The sequence below is a fragment of the Salaquimonas pukyongi genome (genome assembly GCF_001953055.1).
In the GTDB taxonomy this organism is placed as follows: Bacteria; Pseudomonadota; Alphaproteobacteria; order Rhizobiales; family Rhizobiaceae; genus Salaquimonas; species Salaquimonas pukyongi.
This window is the reverse complement of record NZ_CP019044.1, coordinates 2,134,141-2,155,739: the sequence shown is the minus strand read 5'-3', so window position 1 is coordinate 2,155,739 and position 21,599 is coordinate 2,134,141. Positions and strand designations below refer to the sequence as shown.

Sequence of the window (21,599 nt, the reverse complement as noted above, 5' to 3'; positions counted from 1 at the left end):
CAATGCCTGCACTGCTGCTTTTTGCGCCCTGCCGAAGACCCGGTTACCGGCGTTCAAGCTGCTTCCAGCTGCTCTGGCTTTCAGTAAACGCAGCCATGCGCCGATTGCAAGGGAGACGTGAGCCGATCCGCCTTGCTGATGATGTCGAATGCACCTAGCTATTTGCGGTGGGAGGGAATGCAAGCAACAGGTAGTCGCCATGTCCCTTTTTAGAACTCTCGGAAACAGAATCATCGAAGCACGCCAGCGCGAAGCTCGCGCCCAGGTCAATGCGATTCTGCGCCACTATGATGCCGAAACGCTGAAGCGCGCCGGGTTTACCCGCGAAGAGATTGAACATCCCGTTTCTGGCACCCGCTTTCTCTAGAGCGTGTCTCGTTTGGCTGGAAGCAGTTTGAATGGATGGATTTTTCGCCTCTGGCAAGGAGAAGACCACAGCAGGATGTTTATCCATCCTGCGAGGATTTCGACGAAGCCAGAGCGCAAAAGACACCACAGCCGGGCACTTAACATCATGAATGTATTGGGTTTTCTGCAATCGTTTGAACTTGGTTCCTTGCCCTTCGGGCAGCGTCGGAAAATACTAACAGTGCCTGCACTGCGTCGCATTTTCCTCCTTGCCGAAGACCAAACTCCCGGCGCTCAAACGATTCCATCCAACCAGGACACGCTCTAAGCGCCCAAAACTGCATTGCCATTTGCCAGGTTACGGCTTGCGAAACTCCATGGTCATCCACCCGTCCCGATAATGCGCGTGGACAAAGTGAAGTCCCTGCAGGCGGTAGCTGGCGGCGATGCGTGCCCTTTGACGGGGAAGCAGGCCTGACAGGATCGCGGTTCCGCCAGGCGCCAAATGGCTGGCAAAGTCGCGTGCCATGGTTTGCAGGGGACGCGCCAGAATGTTGGCAACAATCAGGTCATAGGGTTTACGGACAGCAATTGCGCGATGGGAAAACCCGCGTGCGGTGATGGCCGTAACCGCATCTCCAACGCCATTCAGGCGTGCGTTCTCCATGGCAATCCTTGTTGCAATGCCGTCGATATCGGTAGCCAGAACCGGTATGTGGGCTGCCTTTGCGATGGCAATCGCAAGCACGCCGGTGCCGGTGCCAAGATCAAGGGCATTGAAGAACCGGCACCGTTTCATTGCCCGGCCGATCATGTGGAGGCACCCGGCGGTCGTGCCATGATGACCGGTGCCGAAAGCCATGGCCGCATCGATCCAAATGCCATGCTCGTAAGGGCGCACCGTATTGCGGTCATGACTGCCATGGACGACGAACCTGCCGGCGTGAACCGGCGCAAGGTCCTGCAGGGTTTTTTCAACCCAGTTTTCGTCCGCCAATGCCTCTTCACCGATATTCGGGGTAACGCCGAGGCTATCCATGACGGACTTTATAGCCGTGCTCACCTGGGCACGGGCGTCTTCACCGCAATAGACCGAGACAGTCCAGACGGCATTCTTCTCGTCCGTCTCGAACACGGCAACGGGAAAGCCGGTTTCTTCCAGTGCGGTGTCGAGTGCCTGGTAGGCTGACTGCGCAAGATCAGCGTGCACATCGAAATGAAGGCGTATCTGCTGCATGCTATTTGGCATCCCGATCTTCTTGCCCGTTTGCCTTTCCGCTTGCCTTTCCGCTTGCTTGTCCGTTTGTAGGCCTTGCCTTCCGAGAGCGATCTCGCGGCGGGCCGAAGGATATGACGATCGTATCGCCGCCTGGGGCTGCATCGGGATTGCTGGCGGCAAAATGAAAGACACCGCCCGGCTTGAACCAGAACAGGGTCTGGCTCTCTTCAGGGCGTGAACTCAAGAAAGCCTCGTAGTTGAACTCCTTGCTCAGCGTGGATGAAGTTATCTGCCAGCCACTGGCGATTTTATCGTTCATCTCGTCATAGGACATGCCGGGCCGCATCAGCGCCCGCCCGCCCAGGGTAAAATGCAATTCGCGTTTTTCCGAGACACTCTCGCGGTCACCGATCTGCAACACGTTGCCGCGGCCAACCTCCGGACCGAATTCGGTGCAGACCAGCGCATTGTAGGCATCGTTGTCGCTTGCAGCGATGAGCGAGGACCATACGCCGATATCAAGTTCGTGGTGAGCATGTTCGGAAAGCACGTCGCCGAAATAGGTCGGGATGCTTTGAGCGCGGGCGCGGCCCAGATGATTCCAGTTCCCGTCGGCGATCATCACCGGCACATCGCAGGCCTTGAGCTTTTCTGCCAGTGCAATTGACCAGGGGGAGCCGCCAACGACAAGAATGCCCGGTTTTGCGACCGCCCGCAGGTTGAGCAGTCTTGCCAGCAGCGGCAGGCTGAAACCGTGCAGCAGGATGGTTGCAGCGACGACGGCGAAGGTATAGGCGATCATCTTTTCGCCATCGGCGATGCCCTGTTCGGCGAGGGCGGTGCCGAAAATGCCGGCAATGGCAACCGCAACGACCCCGCGCGGGGCAATCCAGGCGGTCAACAGGCGTTCCTGCCAGGTCAGTCCCGTGCCCATGGTGGCTATGGTGATCGCCACGGGGCGGGCGATGAACAGGATTGCCGCGACAAAGGCGGCCGCCTGCCAGCCCAGTTCGTAGATCAGGTTCAGATCAAGAGATGCGGTCAGGAGAATGAAGACGCCGGAGACCAGTAGAACGGTGATCGTCTCCTTGAAGCGTTTCATTTCCGCTAGGCTGGCAATGCGCGAATTGGCCAGAATGATGCCCATGACCGTTACCGTCAGCAGGCCGGCTTCTTCAAGAAACAGGTTGGTGACGGCATTGGCGATCAATGCTGCAACGAGCAGAAAGGGCGCCTTGAGGTATTCGGCGATATGGCCGCGCAGGAACAGCCAGACAATGAATTTTGAAAACAGCCAGGCTCCCGGCAGGGCGATCAGCGCCGCGATTACGCCGTTAAACAGCAGGTTCTCAGCTTCGTGTACATTGTTGGCGACGAGAAATATCTCGAAAGACAAGACCGCCAGCAGGGCGCCGATGGGATCGTTGACGATCGCTTCCCATCGCAGCAGGGAGGCAGCGCGCTTTTTCAGCCTTGCCTGGCGAAGCAGCGGCATGATGACGGTAGGCCCAGTTACCACCAGAATGGCACCCAGCAAAATCGCGGCCTGCCAGGAGAGGCCGCCGGCATAGTGGGCCGCCAGCGTCGAAAACAGCCAGACCAAAGGCCCGCCAACAAGGATGATGCGGCGAACGGCCTTGGAGGTTTCGCTGATTTCCTTGAGGTTAAGGGTCAAGCCGCCTTCAAACAGGATGATCGCAACGGCGAGCGAAATGACCGGCCGGTAAACCTCGCCGAAGTCGCGAACCGGATCGATCATTCCCGTCAGGGGACCGGCGGCAAGGCCGGTCAGCAGCAGCAGGGCGATTGCCGGCAGGCTGAAGCGCCAGGAAATCCATTGCGCCAGAATGCCGGCAAGGCCAACCAGGGCCAGTTTCAGCTCGATGGCGTGCATCTATTCCTCCGCGATCCCGCCCAGGCAGCGGCACGGGCCTGTGCCATGCTTGTCACCTATTTTGCACCGGCAACGGCGCGGAAGAACGCAACGGTTCTTTCTGCATTGCCCGGTTCGCGGAATTTGCGGTTGGCGGAGGTCTTGACGATGACGCTGTTGGTGATTCGGTTGACGTAGATGTATTGGTCATAAATGCCGCGCGCCATGAACTCGCCATCTGCCGCGCCTGGCGGTATCCACCACTGATAGCCATAGCCGAACCCGTCTTCGCGGACCGATTGTGCAGGCGCTGTCGCCACTACCGACTGGTCTGCCCATTCACGCGGAACGATCTGCTTACCGTACCACTTGCCATGCTGCAGGAACATTTGACCGAAGCGTGCATAATCCCGGGTGGTAAGGTTAAGGCCGGCGAGCGCGAAGGCGACACCCTCGCCATCGGTCAGGTAGTATGGCGCTTTTTCAAAGCCGATCGCCCCGACGATCTGTTCGCCGACGAGTTCGATCAGGCTTCTGCCTGTGGCAGCGCGCAGCACCATGGCCAGGACATGGGTGTCGATGGAAGTATATTGGCGCACTGTGCCCTGTTCGCGGACACGTTCATCCAGCGATGCGGCGAAATCATCCATCGAAGTGCCGAGCGCCAGCGTGCGGCCCATTTTGTTGATGTCGCTCCAGAAGTCGAGATAGTCCTCGTTGAACTTGACGCCGGTTGCCATGTTGAGTGTGTTGCGGATGGTGACGCCGTCATAAGCGGTGCCAGTAAGCGCCGGAACGTATTTGGTGACGGGATCATCCAGGCTTTCAATCTGGTCGTTTTCCACCGCAATGCCGAAAACCGCAGAGAGAAAGGACTTTGCCACCGACCAGGAGATGCGCAGATCGTCCGGCTTCGTGCCGAGATAGTATTCCTCAAAGGTAATGGCGCCATTGCGCACCACGAGCAGGGAGGTTGTTGCGGTTTCCTCAAGAAACGTACCGGTGGCAATGTCATTGCCATCATGCGGGAAGCTGGAGGGAAGGGGCGCTGGCCATCGCGGCCATTCCTCCACCTCATCGCCGGGGCCTTCCGGCGGAATGGGAGCATTAAAGAACATGCCCTTCATGTTTGAAAAATTGCCGACGATTTTTTCTTCACTGAACAGCGAATTGACGGCAAGCAGACGGGTGATCCGATCGCGGTAGATCAGGCTCAGAACAAGCGCTGCAGCGATCATGAGAACAAGAGCGATGAGCAGCCACTTCAGCAGTTTGCGCATGCGAAATCTCCGGGAGTTGCCGTGCATGGGAAATAGAGCGTGTCTGCTCTATAGGCAGTCCGGGGGCGTTGCAAGGCATCGGGCCGGCGGCACGGAAGCGCAAATCTGGCAAAAACGGAATCAAGAAAATGAAAAGCCGGCGCTGGGGACGCCGGCTTAAGGGCCTTTCTTGTGGGAATGAAAGACCCTGAGGCCAAATCGGATTGGCCGTGGCGGGGCAAAGGGGCTGGACTGAAGACTCTGCCCCGCCAGAAGTTACTGTATCAGTCGTCCCAGCCGTGGCGGGGACCATCACCGCGGCCATGTTTGCCCCAGTGTTTGCCCCAATGCTTGCCTCTGCGGTTCTCCATGTGTTCGCTCATGCGCTCGAGCCGCGCCATCACCTTCTCGCGCTGATCATCGTTGAGCGTGTTGTAGAAGGAGACGAATTCGGGAATGATCGCATCGGCACGGCGGTCGAATTCCGCCTTGATCTGGTCGCGCAGTTCATTGACTTCATCGACGGTAAGCGACTCATCCTGTGCCAGTTCTTTCAACTGGCTGGACAATATGGTCATGAATTCCGGCCGTGCACCGCGGATTTCCACATAGCTGTCGGTGACTTTTTTCAAAGCATCCTTCTGGGCATCGTCCAGTTCCAGGCGCTCCGAAATGCGCTCGGTTGCCCATGCAGCGCGTTCTTCAGGCGAATGGTCGCGCCATTTGGCGGCAAAAGCGGCAGTGCCCAACAGGGCGGCAATGACACCGCCAACGATCCAGGTGCGTTTCTTAAGTCCAAACATGTGTTCTCCTTTCCGGGTTCATCCGGTTTGACCAGGCGGATTCGTTTGGGCCGGTTTTGTTTGAGCCGGGTTCCATCCCATCGTTCCGGTTGCTGTCTTGCCCCTCCAATTTCGGGGCGGCAGACCCGAATTTCAAATTACAGGTTGGTAAGGTGGATTAAATCTCTGTAAGGAAGGGAAACCGCTTCAAGATCGCGTGTTGCGTCCGGCCTGGTAGCGCCTACCGGCAGCGGTTCCCTCCTTTTGCAGAAAGTTCAGCCCTTGAGCACGAAACAAGACGGCCTGCCGGATCGGTCCGGCAATGGCGGAGAAAACAGACAAGATGTCTCCTTCAGCGGGCTTGGCCTGTCCGAGCCAACCATGAAATCGCTTTCGGCCATGGGTTATACCGAGCCCACGCCGATACAGCGCAAGGCCATACCCATCATCATGGATGGCCGTGACGTATTGGGCCTGGCTCAAACTGGTACCGGCAAGACGGCCGCCTTCGGACTGCCGCTGGTGCAGAAGCTGATGGCTATCGGCAGCATGCGGGAAGGCAGGTCCGTGCGGGCGCTGATCCTGTCGCCGACCCGTGAACTTGCCAACCAGATCGCCGAAGCGCTGAAGATGTTTACCCGCAATGCCCATCTGAAGGTCGCGCTGGCTGTCGGCGGGCAGTCCGTCAACGTTCAGCAGCGGCGGCTTGAAAAGGGATGCGACATTCTGGTCGCAACGCCCGGAAGGTTGCTGGATCTGGTCGAGCGCAAGGCGGTGTTTCTGGATACGGCGAAGTTTCTGGTTCTCGATGAGGCCGATCAAATGCTTGATCTGGGGTTCATCCACGCCCTTCGGAAAATCGCCAAAATGGTTCCGCCGCAACGCCAGACCCTGTTGTTTTCAGCCACCATGCCCAAGGAGATCGCCAGGCTTGCCGAAGCGTTCTTGACTAACCCGCTTCGTGTCGAGGCGGCGCCGCCCGGCAAGACCGCAGACCGGGTGCGCCAGGGCGTCTATCACGTTTCCCGCCGGGGAAAACCGGACCTTCTGGCCGAGCTGCTCGAACGCCAGCCGAACGACATTTCCATCGTGTTTGCCCGCACCAAGCATGGCGCTGAAAAGCTCAAGCGGATGCTGACGCAGCGCAAGTTTGATGCCGCTTCAATCCATGGCAACAAGAGCCAGTCCCAGCGCGACCGGGCGATCCGCGCGTTCAAGGCAGGCGAAATCAACATTCTTGTGGCAACGGATGTGGCAGCGCGCGGGATTGATGTTCCCGGCGTTACCCATGTCTACAATTTCGATCTGCCGGAAGTTCCGGCGCAATATGTGCACAGGATCGGCCGTACGGCACGGGCGGGCGAAGATGGCGATGCGGTTGCTTTCTGCGCGCCGGACGAAGCACATTTGCTGAAGGCCATCGAAAAACAGCTCGGCATGGCAATCCCGGTGCTTGGTAATCTGCTGGTGGCAGGTGATGAAGAACCGGAACCAGAAAAGCCGGGCCGAAGGGCAGGGGGCGGCAAACACCGGTCCGCCAATCGCCCCGATGGCAAAAGTCGGGGCCGCCGGCGCAAGCCATCTGGAAAGCCTGCAGGCGATGCGCCAGGTAGGGAAAAAAAGGACAGTGCGCCATCGCGGCCGGCAAAGCGGCGCAAACCGGATGCTGCCAGGGCGGAGGCGGATACCGAACGAAAGGCCGATGGCAGCGCAAAGGCGGAGAAGAATGCCGGAGCCTCGAAAATGAAACGGCGCGGCAAACCGCGTCACTGGCAGCGCAAGCGCAGCAGCAATAGAAGCGGCGACTGATAGCGCAGCAAATCCTGTGTTGACCGGCCTTTCGAACGGCAATTGAACGCATCGTCAATTCAAAGCCGGTTGTCATCGGCGTTTCGAACCCTAAATTCTGTCGAAAACGGAGGCTGATCATGCAGCGACTACAGGTGCAGGGCGTACACCACATTACGTTGACCGGGGCAGACCGCCAGACATCCATCGATTTTTGGGAAGGTGTGCTGGGCATGCCGTTTGTCTTCGAGCAGCCCAACCTCGACGATGATGAGGAAAGCCACCTTTATTTCGATCCGGGCGACGGACGGCTGATCACGGTTTTTACCAAGGAAGACAGGACTGCCGACAACCGGCGCACGCCGACCGATCCTGGATGCGTGCATCATCTGGCTTTTAATGTTTCGAGGGCGATGCTGTTACAGGTTGCAGACCGTCTGAAGTCGCGGGGCATCGGTCATTCAGGCATCAAGGACAGAGGCTTCATGGATTCGATCTATTTCAAGGATCCGCTCGGCCTTTTGATCGAACTTGCCAGCTACAAGTTCGAGCCACCGGCTGGTATTGGCCATGGGGAAGTGCTGTTTGCCGCCCACCGCATCCGGGTGGAAAAGGGCGATGACCACATTGCCGAAACCCATGTGGCGGAGGCGATCGAGGAACTTGTCCGGCAGCGCGCCAACACCCTTTCTCGATAGGAAAGCTGACGGCGTGGTAATTACCTGGAGATTCTCAGATCGGAAATCTCGTTGCCGATCGCCTGCATGGCGGCGGCAAGCGCATCCCCCGACACATCGAAATAGTATTTCGTGCCATCGCCACGGCTGGAGGCACAGTCGTAAAGCAGTGTCTTGACGCTTGAGCCGTCGGCGACGTCATAGGCGATGGTAAAGATCTTGTAGGCCGGCTCATTGTCGGCATCCATGACCGCCTTGATGTTGTCACAGGTTGTTTTGGTGTGGGCGTTCATGGCGTTAACGGCTGACATGCTTGTCGGCAAGCCGCCGAACACCCGGCCATGCTTTTCGTATCCCCAGGAAGTGTATTGGGAATCGTTTCGGGTGTACTGGCTGGGATAGGTGTTGTTGCCGTCGGTCAGAACGATGATGTATTTGTCGTTCTCGGGTACGCTGTAGTCACGTCCCTGGGTGAACGGTTCGCCGGCCGAAAGCGTGCGCCATCCCCAGACGATCCCCGCCTGCACATTGGTATAGCCGCCTGCATCCATGGCATTGATGGCGCTTTCAATGGTGGCTGCCTGATTGGTCAGTGGGGTAACCGGGTTGGTCGTGCAGCCGAAATTCGGGCCGCGATTGCCGAAATTGTTGCTGTAATACTGGTTGAAGCTGCTGCGCTTGGCATCGTCGTTGTACTTCATGCCCCAGTCCTGGCGCCATTGCTGGCGGGTGTAGTTGCCGTAATTGTAGCCCTGGCCGGGGATATTGCGTTTGAGGCGATGAACGCTCCGCGAACTGTCCCAATAGGTCAGGCCGCCAGGATTGGCATAGGCCCGGTAGTAATCGTCGAGATAGTTGTTGGTATAGTCGTCGTCTTCATTGCTGTTTTCCTCATCGGGCTCGTCAGGCGCGAACATGGGAACAAACAGCGTATCGGCGTTGAGATCGGACGGGGTGTCGTCCGTGGTGTGATAGGGCCAGGGCCGCATTTCAACACAGCCTTCCCAGTCGAGGCCCAGCGCGTCAAACAAGGTCCAGCGGGTCAGCCAGTCGACCGCAACCACGCCGGAAGTTGGTGGTGCGGTTTCGCTTCCGGCCGCATAGCCCTTGAAGCCGGCTGGATAGCTGACCAGCTCAGGCCAGTCATCGCCACGTGTGTCCGTGCCTTCCCAGTTGAGGTTTTCATGGTGGATGGAAGACCAGCCTTGCATGTCCATCCAGGCCTCTCCCCGATACTGGTTGCCGATGTTGACGGAGTGGCCGAAGGGGACGACCGAGATCTTGACCGGATCGGGCTTGTTGGAGATGTTGGCAAGGGCAAAAAGCTGATCGGACAAGGCGACGGCAGCTTCCTGTGCCTTTTCAAGCCGGGTGTCCCAGCTTGAGCCGGTGTAGGAATCCATCGAGCCGGAATTGTCGATGACAATGGCGACCTCGATGGTGCGGTTACCGGCGGTAACCTCGGAGGATATGTCGAGCAGCAGTTCATCCATGCCGAGAAACTTCAGCATGAAGTCGTAGTCGTAATCGGCTGAAACGCGAATGCGCTTGCCCGAATCGGGAACGTCGAGAAACTGAAAGCCGAAGTTGATCTTTTCAGGTTCCAGGGCGCTGCCGAGATTGGAATCGAAGAAATCCTGCGCATAGCCGCGCAGAATGTCCTCATCGGTGGTGACAGCAAGCTGTTTGCCGGTTGCCAGCGCGGAAGCATCGAGCGCTGCCTGCAACTGGGCGCGGACCCGGCTGATCGATGACATTTCCACAGAGGCGGAAACGACACCGAATATCGCCGGGGTGGCGAGCGCAAATACCGTGACATAGGTCCCGGCCTCGTTGCGTATAAACGCGCCAAGCAGTTTGGTTAGCTGTTTGCATTCCATCGCGGCATTCCCTGCTGATGCGGAAAATTAGCGAAAGAAGTTTGCTGTTCCCTTTATCGCCTTGCACAATGTTTCGTTAAAATATGAACGGTTAACCAAAGTGCTGTTTGGATAATCCGGCTGGTTTTTCGGTGGCAGGGCATGGCCTCTCCCCGCTTTAGTGATGGTGCTCTTCGGCCGTGGCCTCGGCGAGTGCCCGGTTGAAATAGCGCAGGCCATGGGTCAGGTGTGCCCAGCCGATGATGCGGGTTTCGTCGCTTTCATCAACCACCGGCAGCGTGCTGTGGCCGCCATTGTCGAACGTCCGCAATGCATATTCCAGCGTCCAGGATGGTTTGAGAAAGGTCTCGTTCCCTTCCGGATCAAGGGGCGCCGGTGCTTGCTCTTCCGGATCAAGGGGCGTCATGAAATCGCGGACGCGGCGCTGGCGCAGCAAGGTTTGTTGCGGTCCTTCGTTGACGAACAGGCCACGCATTTCAAGCTGCCAGTGGAAGAAGGAGTGGCCGTGGATTGCCTGGGCAATGCCGTTGGAGATGGAAACGGTCAGCAACAGGCCGATGGATAGAGCATAGCCGCCTGTCAGTTCGAACACCATGACGGTGGTTGAAACCGGTGCACCGAGGACGGCGGCGGCAACGCCGCCCATGCCCAGAATGGCATACAGACCTTCGCTGGAGGCCATGTCCGGGAAAAAGCTGGCGGCAATGATGCCGAAGGCGCCACCGGCCATGGCACCAAGATACAGGGACGGGGAGAAGACGCCGCCGCCAAAGCGGGAGGCGAGGGTAATGGCGGTTGCCGTCGTCTTGGCAATGAGCAGGCCGAGCAGGAGTGCCAGTGGCAGCTGCGATTTGAGCGCCATGTCGGTTGCCTCATATCCCACGCCAAGCACCTGGGGAAAGAGGATCGCAATCGTGCCGATCAGGAAGCCGCCGGCAACCGGACGCAGGATAAGCGGCATGTTGATGTTTCTGGCGACGTAATCGGTGCCGATCAGGGCAAACTGGAAGATTACGGCCACCAGTGCGCAAACCACGCCGAGCAGGGCAAAGGCGGGAAACTCCCAAAAGGAGGTGATCTGGTAGTCGGGGATGGCAAAGGCGGCGATATCGCCGAACCACAGCCTTGAAAGAATGGTCGATACCACCGATGCGATGACGATGGGCACGAAGGCGCGCATGGCATAGTGACCGAGGATCACCTCGTGAGCAAACAGCACACCGGCGATCGGCGCGTTAAAGCTGGCTGATACGGCGGCGGCAACGCCGCAGCCAAGCAGGGTGCGCTTGCCCCAGGCTGGCAGGTCGAAACGGCGAGCTATCGTGCTTGAAAAGGCGGCGCCGAGATAGACCACGGGCCCTTCCCGTCCGCCGCTTGCACCGGCCCCCAGGGACAATGCGGTAACCGTACCTGACAGGGCTGTTTGTTTAAGGTCAAAGCGATCATTGCCGGTGGTTTTTGCCTCGATCACATCGGCAACCGCATGGGTTCTCTTGGAGCTCAGGAGATATTCAAGACACAGGCCGACCAGCAGGCCGCCGGCCACCGGGCCGAAAAACACCCAGTACCAAGGCAGGGCAGAAAGCGTGGCTGAAAGGGTTTCGGCAGTGGTCCCCGTCCACAGGAACTGAAAGATGCCGATCAGCTCGCGGAAGATGATGGCGACCACGGCAACCAGGGCGCCAGCAGCCAATGACAGCAGCCAGACAAGTGGCTGACGCGATTCCCAGTGCTGCGCCAGATTGGGCGTTACCCAATCCCTGAGCATTTTCGGCAGTTGTCGGATCAGGTCACGCATGAACACCGGGCGGAAAGGTTAGGAATTGATGCAGGCGCGTTTTTGGCGCTGCAACGATCAAGCAATAGAAAATGCCAGCCGTCAAATAAAGACCTGGTCGCAGAATTGGCCTTTGCCACTTTCCTTTTGGCGGTCTTGGAGTAAGGTCGAGATGCATCAAAGATCAGGCAGGGCAGGCAGGTGAACAAGCCGGTAACAGAGAACGCGGGCCAGCGGCGCAATGGGCAGCGCGACATGCAGCGCAATGGGCAGGCGGTAAAAACCGTTTGCGATGTCCTGGCACAGCGCTTTGGCGGGCAATTCCAGACTTCCACTTCCCTGCGCGAGCAGCATGCCCATACCATGACCTATATCGCCAGCCAGTTGCCCGACGCGGTGCTGTTTGCCCGTTCGACCGATGATGTTCAGCAAGCAGTGCAGGTGTGCGCCACCCATGGGGTTGCGGTCATTCCGTTCGGGACGGGAACCTCGCTCGAGGGAAACGTCAACGCGCCATATGGCGGCATTTCGATCGATCTTTCGCACATGAACCGGGTGCTGAAGGTGAGCACCGACGATCTTGACTGTACGGTGGAGGCAGGATGTACCCGCGAGGAACTAAACGATTATCTTCGCGATACCGGCCTGTTTTTTCCCATCGACCCGGGCGCCAATGCCTCGCTTGGCGGCATGGCGGCCACACGGGCATCCGGCACAAATGCTGTGCGCTATGGAACCATGCGCGACAATGTGGTGAATGTAACGGCCGTGATGGCGGATGGAAAAATCGTTCATACGGCACAGCGGGCAAAGAAGACGTCTGCCGGGTATGATCTGACCCGTCTGCTTGTGGGATCGGAAGGCACACTCGGCGTCATCACGCAACTGACATTGCGGCTTTACGGTATTCCTGAAAAGGTCATGGCCGGGGTGTGCCAGTTCGGTGATGTGGATGCCGCCTGCCGCACCACGATTGCAGCGATCCAGGCGGGCATACCGGTTGCCCGCATTGAACTGCTGGACGCGCTGCAGATGGAGATGGTCAACCGCTATTCGAACCTCTCCCATGCCCACCAGCCGACCCTGTTTTTGGAGTTTCACGGTTCTGAGAACAGCGTGGGCGAGCAGGCGGAGTTTTTCCAGGCCCTGGCAGAGGAGGCAGGCGGCAGCAAGATCGCATGGGCGGAAAAACAGGAAGACCGAAACCGGTTGTGGAAGGCACGCCATGATGCATTTCACGCTGCCCTTGCCTGGCGGCCGGGGGCGAAAGGCGTTCCCACCGATGCATGCGTTCCGATCTCGCGGCTTGCCGAGTGCGTTGAGGAAACCCGCAGGGATGTCGAGGCACTGGGGCTGATTGCACCGATTGTCGGCCATGTGGGCGATGGCAATTTTCATGTTCTGCCGCTGGTGATGATGGAGGATGCGGACGAGGTTTCGCGGATGGAAACAATGGTGAAGCGGCTTGCCGAGCGTGCCATTGCCATGGATGGCACCTGCACTGGCGAACATGGCATTGGCCAGGGCAAGATGAAATACATGGCACTTGAGCATGGCCATGGCTGGGAGGTGATGAGCGCCATAAAAAGGGCACTCGATCCGGGCAATATTCTCAATCCCGGCAAAGTCGTGCATTTCTGACAAGGCCGGTGTTTCACACCGGATTACCGGATTTTTTGACGCATGCGACCGCCCGGCATGCGCAGTTGAGGGAGTTTGAAAAGGCTTGTTCCGCCTGTTCGTATTCAGTGGTGTGCTGGTCGTCATCGCGCTTTTTACAGCGTTGGTGGCGCCCTATTTCATCGACTGGACGGCCTACAAGCAGGATTTCGAGCGCCAGGCGAGCCAGGTATTCGGCCAGCCGGTGAAGGTTGGCGGAGGCGCAAAGGTGCGCATCCTGCCGCTCCCCTCGGTCACCTTTGGCGACCTTTCCGTCGGTAAAACCAGTTCCGGCGAACCGCTGATGACGGTCGACCAGTTCTCCGCCAATGTGGAGCTGGCGCCGCTGCTTTCGGGCGAAATCAGGATCGTCAACATGTCGTTGACCCGCCCGCACTTCAACATCGAAGTGGATGAGAGTGGCCGGATTGCCTGGACACAGCGGCGGGAATTGCTGGTTGATCCGGACCAGGTGGCCCTGGACAGCCTGACGGTCCGCGGCGCCAGTTTCATTCTAAGCGGCCTTGCCGGTGGTTCCACGATTACCGGCGACAGGATTGATGCGGACATTTCCGCCCAATCGCTTATCGGTCCCTGGCGGATCGAAGGCAGTGGCGACGTCGCAGGCAGCGCGACGGCATTTTCGGTTTCCACCGGCCGGCTTACCGAAGCAAGAACGATACGCCTCAAGATCACCGGAGTGCGCGAAGACCAGCCCTATGAGCTCAAGGCTGACGGCCCGGTCAGCCTCAAAGAGGATGTGCTGGCCTGGGAGGGGATGTTCGAAATTGCCCCGGTGGGTCAAAACGGTGCCAGCGGTTTGCGCGGTGTGTCGGCCAGTGAGACGGGACTTCCGGTGCGTACAAGAGGCAAATACCGGCTGGTTCCAGCACAGCTCGATCTTGACGAACTTTCTGTCGAGATAGGCTCGAGAGACGATCCCTTTGTGCTGAGCGGACTGGGGACTGTTGATCTGCGCGGCAGCAAAGGATTCAGGCTTCAACTGGATGGCCGGCAGATCGATGTGGCGCGGATTGCGCAGATGCGCGGCAGCGAGGGTGGGGCGACAACCTTGGAAGAGCGCATCGCCCTGGTGCGCGGCATTCTTGATGAAGTGCCCGTGCCGGCAATAAACGGTGTGCTGGATTTTGAAATTCCGGCCATTGTGTCCGGTGACACGATGTTGCGCGAAATCAGCACGGTGGTGCAGCCCGAGGGGAAGCGCTGGAAGGTGCACCGTCTCGAGGCGACACTGCCGGGCAATACTATTCTTGAGTTTTCCGGTTCTATCGGCACGGGTGACGATTTCGGCATCGATGGCGATATAGTTGTTGCCACCCGTCAGCCCTCCGGGCTTGCCGGCTGGCTTGCGGGAAGGGCAAGCCCGCATATCCGCCGTATCAAACGGGCCGGCCTTTCGGGAAGTATCAATGCCTCCCCCTCGCAACTGGACCTGCAGAACCTTGAAATCCGGCTCGACGATCATCTGATCACCGGGCGGATCAATCGCCTGGCGCCGGTTGAAAAGCTCGACGGAACACTGGGAAATCCGGCCGTTCTGGTCCGGCTGTCCGGCGATGCCATTCAGCTTGACGATTTGCGGGCGCTCTATCTTCTGACCGGTCATGACGATCTGGCAGCGGGCAATCACGATCTTGACGTTGCCGTCAAGGCCGGCCGGCTTTCGGGCTATTCATTGCGCGCAGAGGGCGTTGATCTGGAATTTCAGTTGCGCAGCGGGAAACTGTCCGTTTCCCGGCTCAATGCGGAGCGTTTTCTCGGCGCACGGTTCAAAAGCACCGGCCAGATAAAAAACCTGCTCACCGATGCCAGCGGCAATCTGCGTATCGAAGTTGAGGCGGCAAACCTTGCCCTCCTGGCAGCAGAGGCAGTTTCCAGATTTGGCGATGTGCCGGTTGTCTCGGATATGGCTCGTGAGCCTTCGCTGACTGCCGATGCGCAACTGGTGCTGGAAATTGATGCCGGGGGGAGCACGGGAAAAGGCATTGCCTCGCAGAACCGCTATGTGGTCAGGGGTCTTGCCGGCGGTACTGAATTCGACATGCATGGCGGTTTCGATGGCGGGCTGAACACATTTGCCCGGGACGGATTTGCCTTGACCCTCAAGGCGGTCAATATGGACAGTTCGAAACTGCTTCTTCAGGCCGGGCTGGGACGGTACGGGTTTACCCCTTTGCTTGGCGGGCTGTCGGGGCCGCTGCAGGTCAATCTCGACATGGTGGGCAGCACTGACAAGGGATATTCCACGGCGCTGATCGCAAACGCCTCGGGCACGGCCCTGAATCTGCAAGGTCTTTATTATCCTGCCAGGGCCGGTGAGGCCGACTATCAGTTTGACCTGACTTTCGGTACCCAGGATCTTGCGCCAATCGTTACCGCATTCGGGCATGTGATACCGGGTTTGAACTCGGTTGCCGGTGATGTCGTGCCCTTCTCGGTGGCAGGACAGCTTGCGCGGACCGATGGCCAGGCACACACATTCGAGATTTCAGGCGGGCAGCTCGGCGGCAACTCTATCGGAGGCAGGCTCGACTTCGTGCAAGGAAATGGGCAGACCCTTGTGGGCGGCAAGCTTGATCTTGACCATTTTTCCCTTCCGGCAGTGCTGGCTGGTGTTTTCGGCATCCAGCCGGAAATCAGTCTTTCCCCCGATGGAATGCCGTGGCCACAGGCTGAATTCTCCGATCCTTTGATCCCGTTTGACGGTGCGCAAATCCGCCTTACTGCAACGTCCGCCGATCTTGGTGTTGGCGGTTTGGCAAAGGGCTTTCTGGCGGACATGAAGCTGGGGGAAACGGGATTTGAGCTGAACGAAGCGAAGGCTGACTGGGCAGGCGGGAAGCTGTCTGGCGAGATGTCTCTTACTTCAGGCGACAGCCTAGGCATGCGCCTTCGTCTGGAGGCGTCTGAACTTGATCTGCAAATGCTTGCAGCAATCCATGACGTGCCGCTCGACATCCGGGGAAGTCTGGAGCTTTCCGGCGGATTTGACGGTCTTGGCAAGACGCCGCGGGCAATTGTCGGTTCCCTTGGTGGAGAAGGGGTGCTCTCGGTGACCGGCGGACTTGTGAAGGGCATAAGGCAGCAGGGGCTGGCATCGGTACTGAAGGCGGCAGATGCGGAGGGATTTGAAATCAACGCCCAAGCGGTCCCCCAGCTCGTGCAGGCGGCCTTCCTGACAGGGGAAACTGCCTTTTCCATTCCTGCCACGGCATTCACCGTAAGCCGGGGAACCATGCAGATGCGCAATATCGTGCCCAAGACGCCCGAAAGCCCGTCGCCCAGCCTCGACCTGATGCTCAATCTTACGGACGGTACCGGTTCGGCTGTCCTTGCGATGGCACCGGAGGCAGGACTTGAGGCACAGGAAGGGGCAAGCACCGAGTTTACCGTGAAACTGGCAGGGCCGGTTGTTGCGCCGGAGCTGGAAATTGCAACCGCTCCGCTGGAGGGTTTTCTGTCGCTGCGGGCTTTCGAGCGAGAGCAGCGGCGGGTTGAAATCCTGCAATCGGCCGTGCTCGAACGCCAGCGCCTTCGGCAGGACCTGCTGCGCTCTGAAATGCGCCAGCGCCATGTGGCAGCAAAGCTTGAAGAGCAGCGCCGCCGTGAAGAGGAAGAGCGCGAGCGAATTCGCCTTGAGAAGGAGCGCGAGGCTGAACGCCTGCGCCAGCAGGAAGCCGAGCGCCAGCGCAAGCTTGAGGAAAAGCGAAAGGCCGAGGAGGCAGCCCGCAAAGCTGCCGAAGCGGCTGCAAGGGCCGAGCAGGAACGCCTTGCAAAGGAGCAGGAAGCACAACAGCGCCAGGCAAAACAGTCGCGCAAGACACAGGTCAAGGAAGGAGTGGAGGCCCGCCCGTTGCCCCCGCCGACCGCAAACGATCTGTTCAAGAACATCGAAAAACTGTTTCAGCGCAACACACAATAAGTGCCAGGATCAGCAGGTGCCAGGATCAGCCGCGCTGCTGTTTGAGGTATTCCAACACGTGGAGGCGCAGCGCAGAGGAAAGATTGATGCCGCGGCTGCGTTCCCGGTCAATGCGGGCGATGAGCCGGGCGACCGATATGCCCTCCTGGCCGGCGATTTTCTGCAACTCGGCCTGAAAGGCATCTTCCAGGGAATAGCTGGTACGGTGTCCCTGAATGGAGATCGATCGCTTCTTCATGGCGTAACAGCGCCGGTCAGATCACTTCTTCTTCCGGAATGCATCGAGGGAGACGACTTCGCCGGACGCGCCTGAAGCGTCACCGGCTTCTTCCCCGGCGGGTTCTTCGCTTTCATCCCTTTTCTCGCCCCGCCGCTTCTGCTGTATCTCAACGGGCGCTTCCCGGCGTTCCTGTTCCCGCGCCTCGACAGCCGCTTGGCCATCGTCCGCGGTTTCGATGGCAACGTCGAACTGAAGGCCGAATTTTACCGATGGATCGAAAAAAGCCTGGATGGCGGCAAAGGGAATGGCAAGGCGCTCGCGAATGTCGTTGAAGGTCAGATCCACCTCGAAGCCCCCATCATTGACCTTGAGGTCCCAATAGGTGTGCTGAATGACGATGGTCATCGATTCGGGGTAACGCTCGCGCATGCGCTTTGAAAGCCGTACGCCGGGAAAGCCGGTATCGAACGTTATGAAGAAATGATGGTCGCCGGGAAGCCCGGCCACGGCAACTTCATCAAGAACCTTGCGGATGACGCTGCGAAGCGCGTCCTGGGTCAGCACGTCATAGCGTATCAAATCTTCGCTGACCTGTTCCTCGTCCATGGTTCCTTCCGCGCCCTGTTCTGTTCGGCCAACCCATCAGCGGGCAGGCACGCCATACCCAGCTTATATGCGTTTCGGCTTCGAAAGCAAAAGGCTTTAGGTTCAATCGTTACCAGGGAATTGAAAGTGGAGGCTTCTGTTGCCAGGTGCCTCCGAACCCCGCCTGAAAGTGCGAACCCTCAGGAGTTCATGTGAAGCTGTCACACCGCCTTAGGCAGCGAGACGTGCTTCCGCATAGTTGTCGTTTGCAACTATCAAGTTTGGCCCGATAACGGTGGCTACCATGCCGGACGAAAACACAGTCTTTACACCCTCGTCGATCCTGTTTCGCCCCCATCAAAAGCCATCGCGGCAAGCCTGGCGGCCAGGCGATGGTTTTTGGTGGAGGCGCCGGGTACCGCCCCGGGTCCGATAGGCTTATTACACAGGTCATTTATCGTCATAGCCGGAAAACCGGCAGGTTTAATGTAGTGTGCCGGCGCGGTTCGTTCAATCGGTAATTTGTCCCCATTGCCTGCGCTGGCGGAGCGCCAGGCGTGCTGTGGACAAATTCATGGTGACGCATCGTAAAGTGTGTGATACAAAAATCGGCATTTACTGGACAAATCTCCGGTGAAAAGGCGATTTCCACATCAAATGCCGTGTGGGATGGCACATGCAAGGAATAGCTAAAAGGGAGAGTTTTCATGAGTGATTATCTTGGTGATGTACAACGTTACGATGCAGGTGCAGATGCCGGTGTGGTCGACAAAATCGTCAAGCATCTGGGAATCGCGCTTCGCTCGCGGGATGCTTCGCTTGTTTCCTGCACCGATCAGAGCGAGCTGGATCGCGTTCGCGAGAGCTGGTGCATGAAGAAACTCGGGATTGGCGATGCAGCAGCTTGTGACAGCGCGATTGCGAGTGTTTGCGAAACCATGTCCGGTGACCGCAACAAGCAGCGGGTGACCTTCTACTATCTGGTAGCCAAGGAGATGGGCAAGCTCGGCGACCTGTGATCCCGATTGTCGATTTGACCTGAGCCTGTTTGGAAGTCCCGGCGCGGCTGCCGGGGCTTTTTTCTGTCCGGCTGGTGCTGCGGGGCGTCGCCATTTGCATCACAAATGCGTTTGTGGAATCCTTGCTGCAAGCAGATGCAACAGGCAGGAATTGTTTAGGGGTTGAGATGAAACTCCTCGACCGTTTTTTCCGATCGATTATCCGCACCGGCAAATTGGTGGTGACCGATGTGGATGGGGTCCGGCACGTTTATGGAGACGGCGGAGAGCCGTTTTCCTCCATCCGCCTGCATGACCGCAAACTCTACCGCGACATCGTCGTGAAGACAGAACTTTCGGTGGGTGAAGCCTATATGGATGGTACGCTGACCATGGAGGACGGCACCCATCTTCGCGACATGCTGGCGGTCTACAACAAAAACCGCAAGGCGCTGGAGGGCAATGCCTGGCTGGCACTGCTGGCGAGAGGATCGCGTCTGTTCCGCCGGCTGCAGCAATCCAACCGCCGGGGGCAGGCACAACGCAACGTTGCCCATCACTATGATATCGGCAATGATTTCTACAAGCTCTTCCTCGACCGGAACCTGCTGTATTCCTGCGCCTATTTCAGGAATGACAATGAGAGCCTGGAGCAGGCGCAGCGCAACAAGCTGCGTCTGATAGCGGCAAAGCTGGCGATGGAGCCGGGACAGAAGATACTGGATATCGGCTCGGGATGGGGCGACATGGCGCTCTATCTGGCGCAGTTGTGCGAGGTCGAAGTTACCGGGGTGACCCTATCAAGGGAGCAATGCGAACTGGCAAACCGCCGGGCACAGGATATGGGGCTTGGCGACCGTGTCCGGTTTGAATTGCGCGATTACCGTGAACTGACCGGCAAGTTCGATCGAATCGTGTCGATCGGCATGTTCGAGCATGTTGGCGTTCATCACTATCCGGAGTTCTTTTCAACGATCAATGCGCTGATGCCCGATGACGGGGTCATGGTGCTGCATTCCATCGGCCATATGAGTCCGCCTGGAACGGCGAGCCCCTGGCTGCGCAAATACATCTTTCCCGGCGCCTATTCGCCCGCTCTGTCGGAAGTGTTTCCGGTGGTGGAGAACGAGCGGTTATGGGTGCTTGATCTGGAATTTCTCAGAACCCACTATGCCAAGACGCTCAACCACTGGAACCGCCGCTTCCAGAGTAACCGGCAAAAGGTCGTGGAAATGTTTGATGAGCGCTTTGCGCGGATGTGGGAGTTTTATCTCATTTCCGCCGAGGAAATGTTCCGAAGCGGGGCGCAACTGGTCTTTCACATGCAGCTCTCGCGGCAGCGCGATGCCGTGCCGCTGCAGCGGGATTACATTTTCGAAAAGCAGGCCGAATACGAACGGCTGGAAGCCAAACTTGGCATGGCGGCCTAAACCTGAACGCCGATACAGCCTAGCTTTTTTCCGGCTCAAGAGCCGGGTGTCAGAAGACGGAAGCGCCGGCCGAACTCCTTGGGGGGTCGTGGGATGGAAAATGGAGCCTGAACAGCTGCAACCGCCCTCTGACCCTGCCAATATGGCAAGTTGCGCATTCAACTGAAAATGAGAGTTTCATGAACCGGGCTTGTTCGTATCTCACGGTTTTGCGAGGCAATTCCGGATTTCGGTGATTGCTGCTGATCGTGATTGAAAACCGCACTATCGGCCGGCCGGTGATTTCAATTAGAGAAGGCACGTTTTAAAAGGGGCGAATCGCGCAAACGGAACACGATCATGCGGCAATATCTCGATCTGCTTGAAACCGTGCTGAAGGAGGGTTCGGACCGGGGCGACCGGACGGGTACAGGAACCCGTTCGATTTTCGGTCATCAGATGCGGTTCGAACTGTCGCGGGGATTTCCCGTGCTCACGACCAAGAAACTGCATCTGCGTTCGATCATCATCGAACTGCTGTGGTTTTTGCGCGGTGAGACGAATATCGGCTGGCTGAAGGAAAACGGCGTTTCCATCTGGGATGAATGGGCCGATGAAAACGGCGATCTTGGCCCGGTCTATGGCTATCAGTGGCGCTCATGGCCGGCAGGTGAGGGGCATTCGGTTGACCAGATCGAAAACCTGCTGGACCAGATCAGAACCAATCCGAACTCCCGCCGCCTGATTGTTTCAGCATGGAACCCGGCGCTGGTCGATGAAATGGCACTGCCGCCCTGCCACTGCCTGTTTCAGTTTTATGTCAGCGACGGAAGGCTTTCATGCCAGCTTTATCAACGCTCCGGCGATATCTTTCTGGGCGTTCCGTTCAACATAGCCTCCTACGCATTGCTGACGATGATGATCGCCCAGGTGTGCGATTTGAAGCCGGGCGATTTCGTCCACACGCTGGGGGATGCGCATCTTTATCACAATCACTTCGAGCAGGCGAAACTGCAGCTTGCCCGCTCCCCCAAATCCCTGCCGGAGATGCGGATCAATCCCCAGGTGCGCGATCTGTTTGAATTCACCTATGAGGATTTCGAGCTCATCGGTTATGAAGCCGATGCCCACATCAAGGCACCGGTGGCGGTTTAGATCCATGGCCTTGCAGTATTTCAGTGC

General features: G+C 58.2%; 16 protein-coding genes and 1 other RNA gene. 8 read left to right on the top strand and 9 right to left on the bottom strand.

Annotated features, from left to right (window positions below):
• Nucleotides 1–199 precede the first annotated feature (199 nt).
• The gene (locus BVL55_RS16550) at nucleotides 200–367 is read left to right on the top strand and encodes a hypothetical protein (RefSeq protein WP_156892511.1); all 168 of its coding nucleotides are present in this window, start codon (nucleotides 200–202) and stop codon (nucleotides 365–367) included.
• 339 nt (nucleotides 368–706) lie between these two features.
• On the opposite strand, the gene BVL55_RS10335 is transcribed toward BVL55_RS16550, so the two are convergent.
• The 4 genes from BVL55_RS10335 to BVL55_RS10320 all read right to left on the bottom strand — a co-directional run bounded on the left by BVL55_RS10335 (nucleotide 707) and on the right by BVL55_RS10320 (nucleotide 5,502).
• Entirely contained in the window at nucleotides 707–1,597 is an 891-nt protein-coding gene (locus BVL55_RS10335; RefSeq protein ID WP_244530482.1) for a 50S ribosomal protein L11 methyltransferase, read from the bottom strand.
• Nucleotides 1,587–3,461, bottom strand: coding sequence for a cation:proton antiporter (locus tag BVL55_RS10330; RefSeq protein WP_075996827.1), 1,875 nt, complete (start codon nucleotides 3,459–3,461; stop codon nucleotides 1,587–1,589). Before BVL55_RS10330 ends, BVL55_RS10335 begins: the two co-directional genes overlap by 11 nt.
• Nucleotides 3,462–3,517: 56 nt before the next feature.
• Entirely contained in the window at nucleotides 3,518–4,720 is a 1,203-nt protein-coding gene (locus BVL55_RS10325) for a serine hydrolase domain-containing protein (protein WP_075996826.1), read from the bottom strand.
• Nucleotides 4,721–4,983: 263 nt separating this feature from the next.
• Nucleotides 4,984–5,502: a Spy/CpxP family protein refolding chaperone gene (locus BVL55_RS10320; protein ID WP_075996825.1), complete on the bottom strand. Its 519-nt coding sequence runs from the start codon at nucleotides 5,500–5,502 to the stop codon at nucleotides 4,984–4,986.
• A gap of 261 nt (nucleotides 5,503–5,763) precedes the next feature.
• Here BVL55_RS10320 and BVL55_RS10315 point away from each other — a divergent pair, with 261 nt between their 5' ends.
• Both BVL55_RS10315 and BVL55_RS10310 read left to right on the top strand, forming a co-directional pair.
• Nucleotides 5,764–7,290, top strand: coding sequence for a DEAD/DEAH box helicase (locus BVL55_RS10315; RefSeq protein ID WP_428977259.1), 1,527 nt, complete (start codon nucleotides 5,764–5,766; stop codon nucleotides 7,288–7,290).
• Nucleotides 7,291–7,409: 119 nt separating this feature from the next.
• On the top strand, nucleotides 7,410–7,967 hold the full coding sequence (locus tag BVL55_RS10310) for a VOC family protein (RefSeq protein WP_075996824.1): 558 nt from the start codon (nucleotides 7,410–7,412) through the stop codon (nucleotides 7,965–7,967).
• Nucleotides 7,968–7,987: 20 nt separating this feature from the next.
• Here BVL55_RS10310 and BVL55_RS10305 read toward each other — a convergent pair whose 3' ends face one another.
• Together BVL55_RS10305 and BVL55_RS10300 are read right to left on the bottom strand one after the other, a co-directional pair.
• Complete coding sequence (locus BVL55_RS10305; RefSeq protein WP_075996823.1) at nucleotides 7,988–9,826, bottom strand: TadE/TadG family type IV pilus assembly protein; 1,839 nt, start codon at nucleotides 9,824–9,826, stop codon at nucleotides 7,988–7,990.
• A 157-nt stretch (nucleotides 9,827–9,983) separates the two neighbouring features.
• Nucleotides 9,984–11,624 (bottom strand): chloride channel protein, encoded by a 1,641-nt coding sequence (locus tag BVL55_RS10300; RefSeq protein ID WP_075996822.1) that lies wholly within the window; start codon nucleotides 11,622–11,624, stop codon nucleotides 9,984–9,986.
• Between the two features lie 234 nt (nucleotides 11,625–11,858).
• Between BVL55_RS10300 and BVL55_RS10295 the strand changes: the two genes are divergently transcribed.
• Both BVL55_RS10295 and BVL55_RS10290 read left to right on the top strand, forming a co-directional pair.
• Nucleotides 11,859–13,244, top strand: coding sequence for an FAD-binding oxidoreductase (locus BVL55_RS10295; protein ID WP_075998069.1), 1,386 nt, complete (start codon nucleotides 11,859–11,861; stop codon nucleotides 13,242–13,244).
• A gap of 85 nt (nucleotides 13,245–13,329) precedes the next feature.
• The gene (locus BVL55_RS10290) at nucleotides 13,330–17,205 is read left to right on the top strand and encodes an AsmA family protein (RefSeq protein WP_075996821.1); all 3,876 of its coding nucleotides are present in this window, start codon (nucleotides 13,330–13,332) and stop codon (nucleotides 17,203–17,205) included.
• Between the two features lie 25 nt (nucleotides 17,206–17,230).
• Here BVL55_RS10290 and BVL55_RS10285 read toward each other — a convergent pair whose 3' ends face one another.
• The 3 genes from BVL55_RS10285 to ssrA all read right to left on the bottom strand — a co-directional run bounded on the left by BVL55_RS10285 (nucleotide 17,231) and on the right by ssrA (nucleotide 18,528).
• The gene (locus BVL55_RS10285; protein WP_075996820.1) at nucleotides 17,231–17,443 is read right to left on the bottom strand and encodes a ribbon-helix-helix domain-containing protein; all 213 of its coding nucleotides are present in this window, start codon (nucleotides 17,441–17,443) and stop codon (nucleotides 17,231–17,233) included.
• Nucleotides 17,444–17,464: 21 nt separating this feature from the next.
• Nucleotides 17,465–18,031, bottom strand: a complete 567-nt coding sequence (locus tag BVL55_RS10280; RefSeq protein WP_075996819.1) for an SspB family protein — start codon at nucleotides 18,029–18,031, stop codon at nucleotides 17,465–17,467.
• 125 nt (nucleotides 18,032–18,156) lie between these two features.
• Nucleotides 18,157–18,528: a transfer-messenger RNA gene (gene ssrA, locus BVL55_RS10275) on the bottom strand.
• 189 nt (nucleotides 18,529–18,717) lie between these two features.
• Between ssrA and BVL55_RS10270 the strand changes: the two genes are divergently transcribed.
• The 3 genes from BVL55_RS10270 (at nucleotide 18,718) to BVL55_RS10260 (ending at nucleotide 21,572) form a co-directional block, all read left to right on the top strand.
• On the top strand, nucleotides 18,718–19,029 hold the full coding sequence (locus BVL55_RS10270; protein WP_075996818.1) for a DUF2853 family protein: 312 nt from the start codon (nucleotides 18,718–18,720) through the stop codon (nucleotides 19,027–19,029).
• 167 nt (nucleotides 19,030–19,196) lie between these two features.
• Entirely contained in the window at nucleotides 19,197–20,438 is a 1,242-nt protein-coding gene (locus BVL55_RS10265) for an SAM-dependent methyltransferase (protein WP_075998068.1), read from the top strand.
• A 339-nt stretch (nucleotides 20,439–20,777) separates the two neighbouring features.
• Entirely contained in the window at nucleotides 20,778–21,572 is a 795-nt protein-coding gene (locus BVL55_RS10260) for a thymidylate synthase (protein ID WP_075996817.1), read from the top strand.
• Nucleotides 21,573–21,599: the final 27 nt, after the last annotated feature.

Coding starts and splice junctions, on each gene's coding strand:
- BVL55_RS16550 (WP_156892511.1), top strand. CDS start 200: ATGTCCCTTTTTAGAACTCTCGGAAACAGAATCATCGAAGCACGCCAG.
- BVL55_RS10335 (WP_244530482.1), bottom strand. CDS start 1,597: ATGCCAAATAGCATGCAGCAGATACGCCTTCATTTCGATGTGCACGCT.
- BVL55_RS10330 (WP_075996827.1), bottom strand. CDS start 3,461: ATGCACGCCATCGAGCTGAAACTGGCCCTGGTTGGCCTTGCCGGCATT.
- BVL55_RS10325 (WP_075996826.1), bottom strand. CDS start 4,720: ATGCGCAAACTGCTGAAGTGGCTGCTCATCGCTCTTGTTCTCATGATC.
- BVL55_RS10320 (WP_075996825.1), bottom strand. CDS start 5,502: ATGTTTGGACTTAAGAAACGCACCTGGATCGTTGGCGGTGTCATTGCC.
- BVL55_RS10310 (WP_075996824.1), top strand. CDS start 7,410: ATGCAGCGACTACAGGTGCAGGGCGTACACCACATTACGTTGACCGGG.
- BVL55_RS10305 (WP_075996823.1), bottom strand. CDS start 9,826: ATGGAATGCAAACAGCTAACCAAACTGCTTGGCGCGTTTATACGCAAC.
- BVL55_RS10300 (WP_075996822.1), bottom strand. CDS start 11,624: ATGCGTGACCTGATCCGACAACTGCCGAAAATGCTCAGGGATTGGGTA.
- BVL55_RS10295 (WP_075998069.1), top strand. CDS start 11,859: ATGCAGCGCAATGGGCAGGCGGTAAAAACCGTTTGCGATGTCCTGGCA.
- BVL55_RS10285 (WP_075996820.1), bottom strand. CDS start 17,443: ATGAAGAAGCGATCGATCTCCATTCAGGGACACCGTACCAGCTATTCC.
- BVL55_RS10280 (WP_075996819.1), bottom strand. CDS start 18,031: ATGGACGAGGAACAGGTCAGCGAAGATTTGATACGCTATGACGTGCTG.
- BVL55_RS10270 (WP_075996818.1), top strand. CDS start 18,718: ATGAGTGATTATCTTGGTGATGTACAACGTTACGATGCAGGTGCAGAT.
- BVL55_RS10265 (WP_075998068.1), top strand. CDS start 19,197: ATGAAACTCCTCGACCGTTTTTTCCGATCGATTATCCGCACCGGCAAA.
- BVL55_RS10260 (WP_075996817.1), top strand. CDS start 20,778: ATGCGGCAATATCTCGATCTGCTTGAAACCGTGCTGAAGGAGGGTTCG.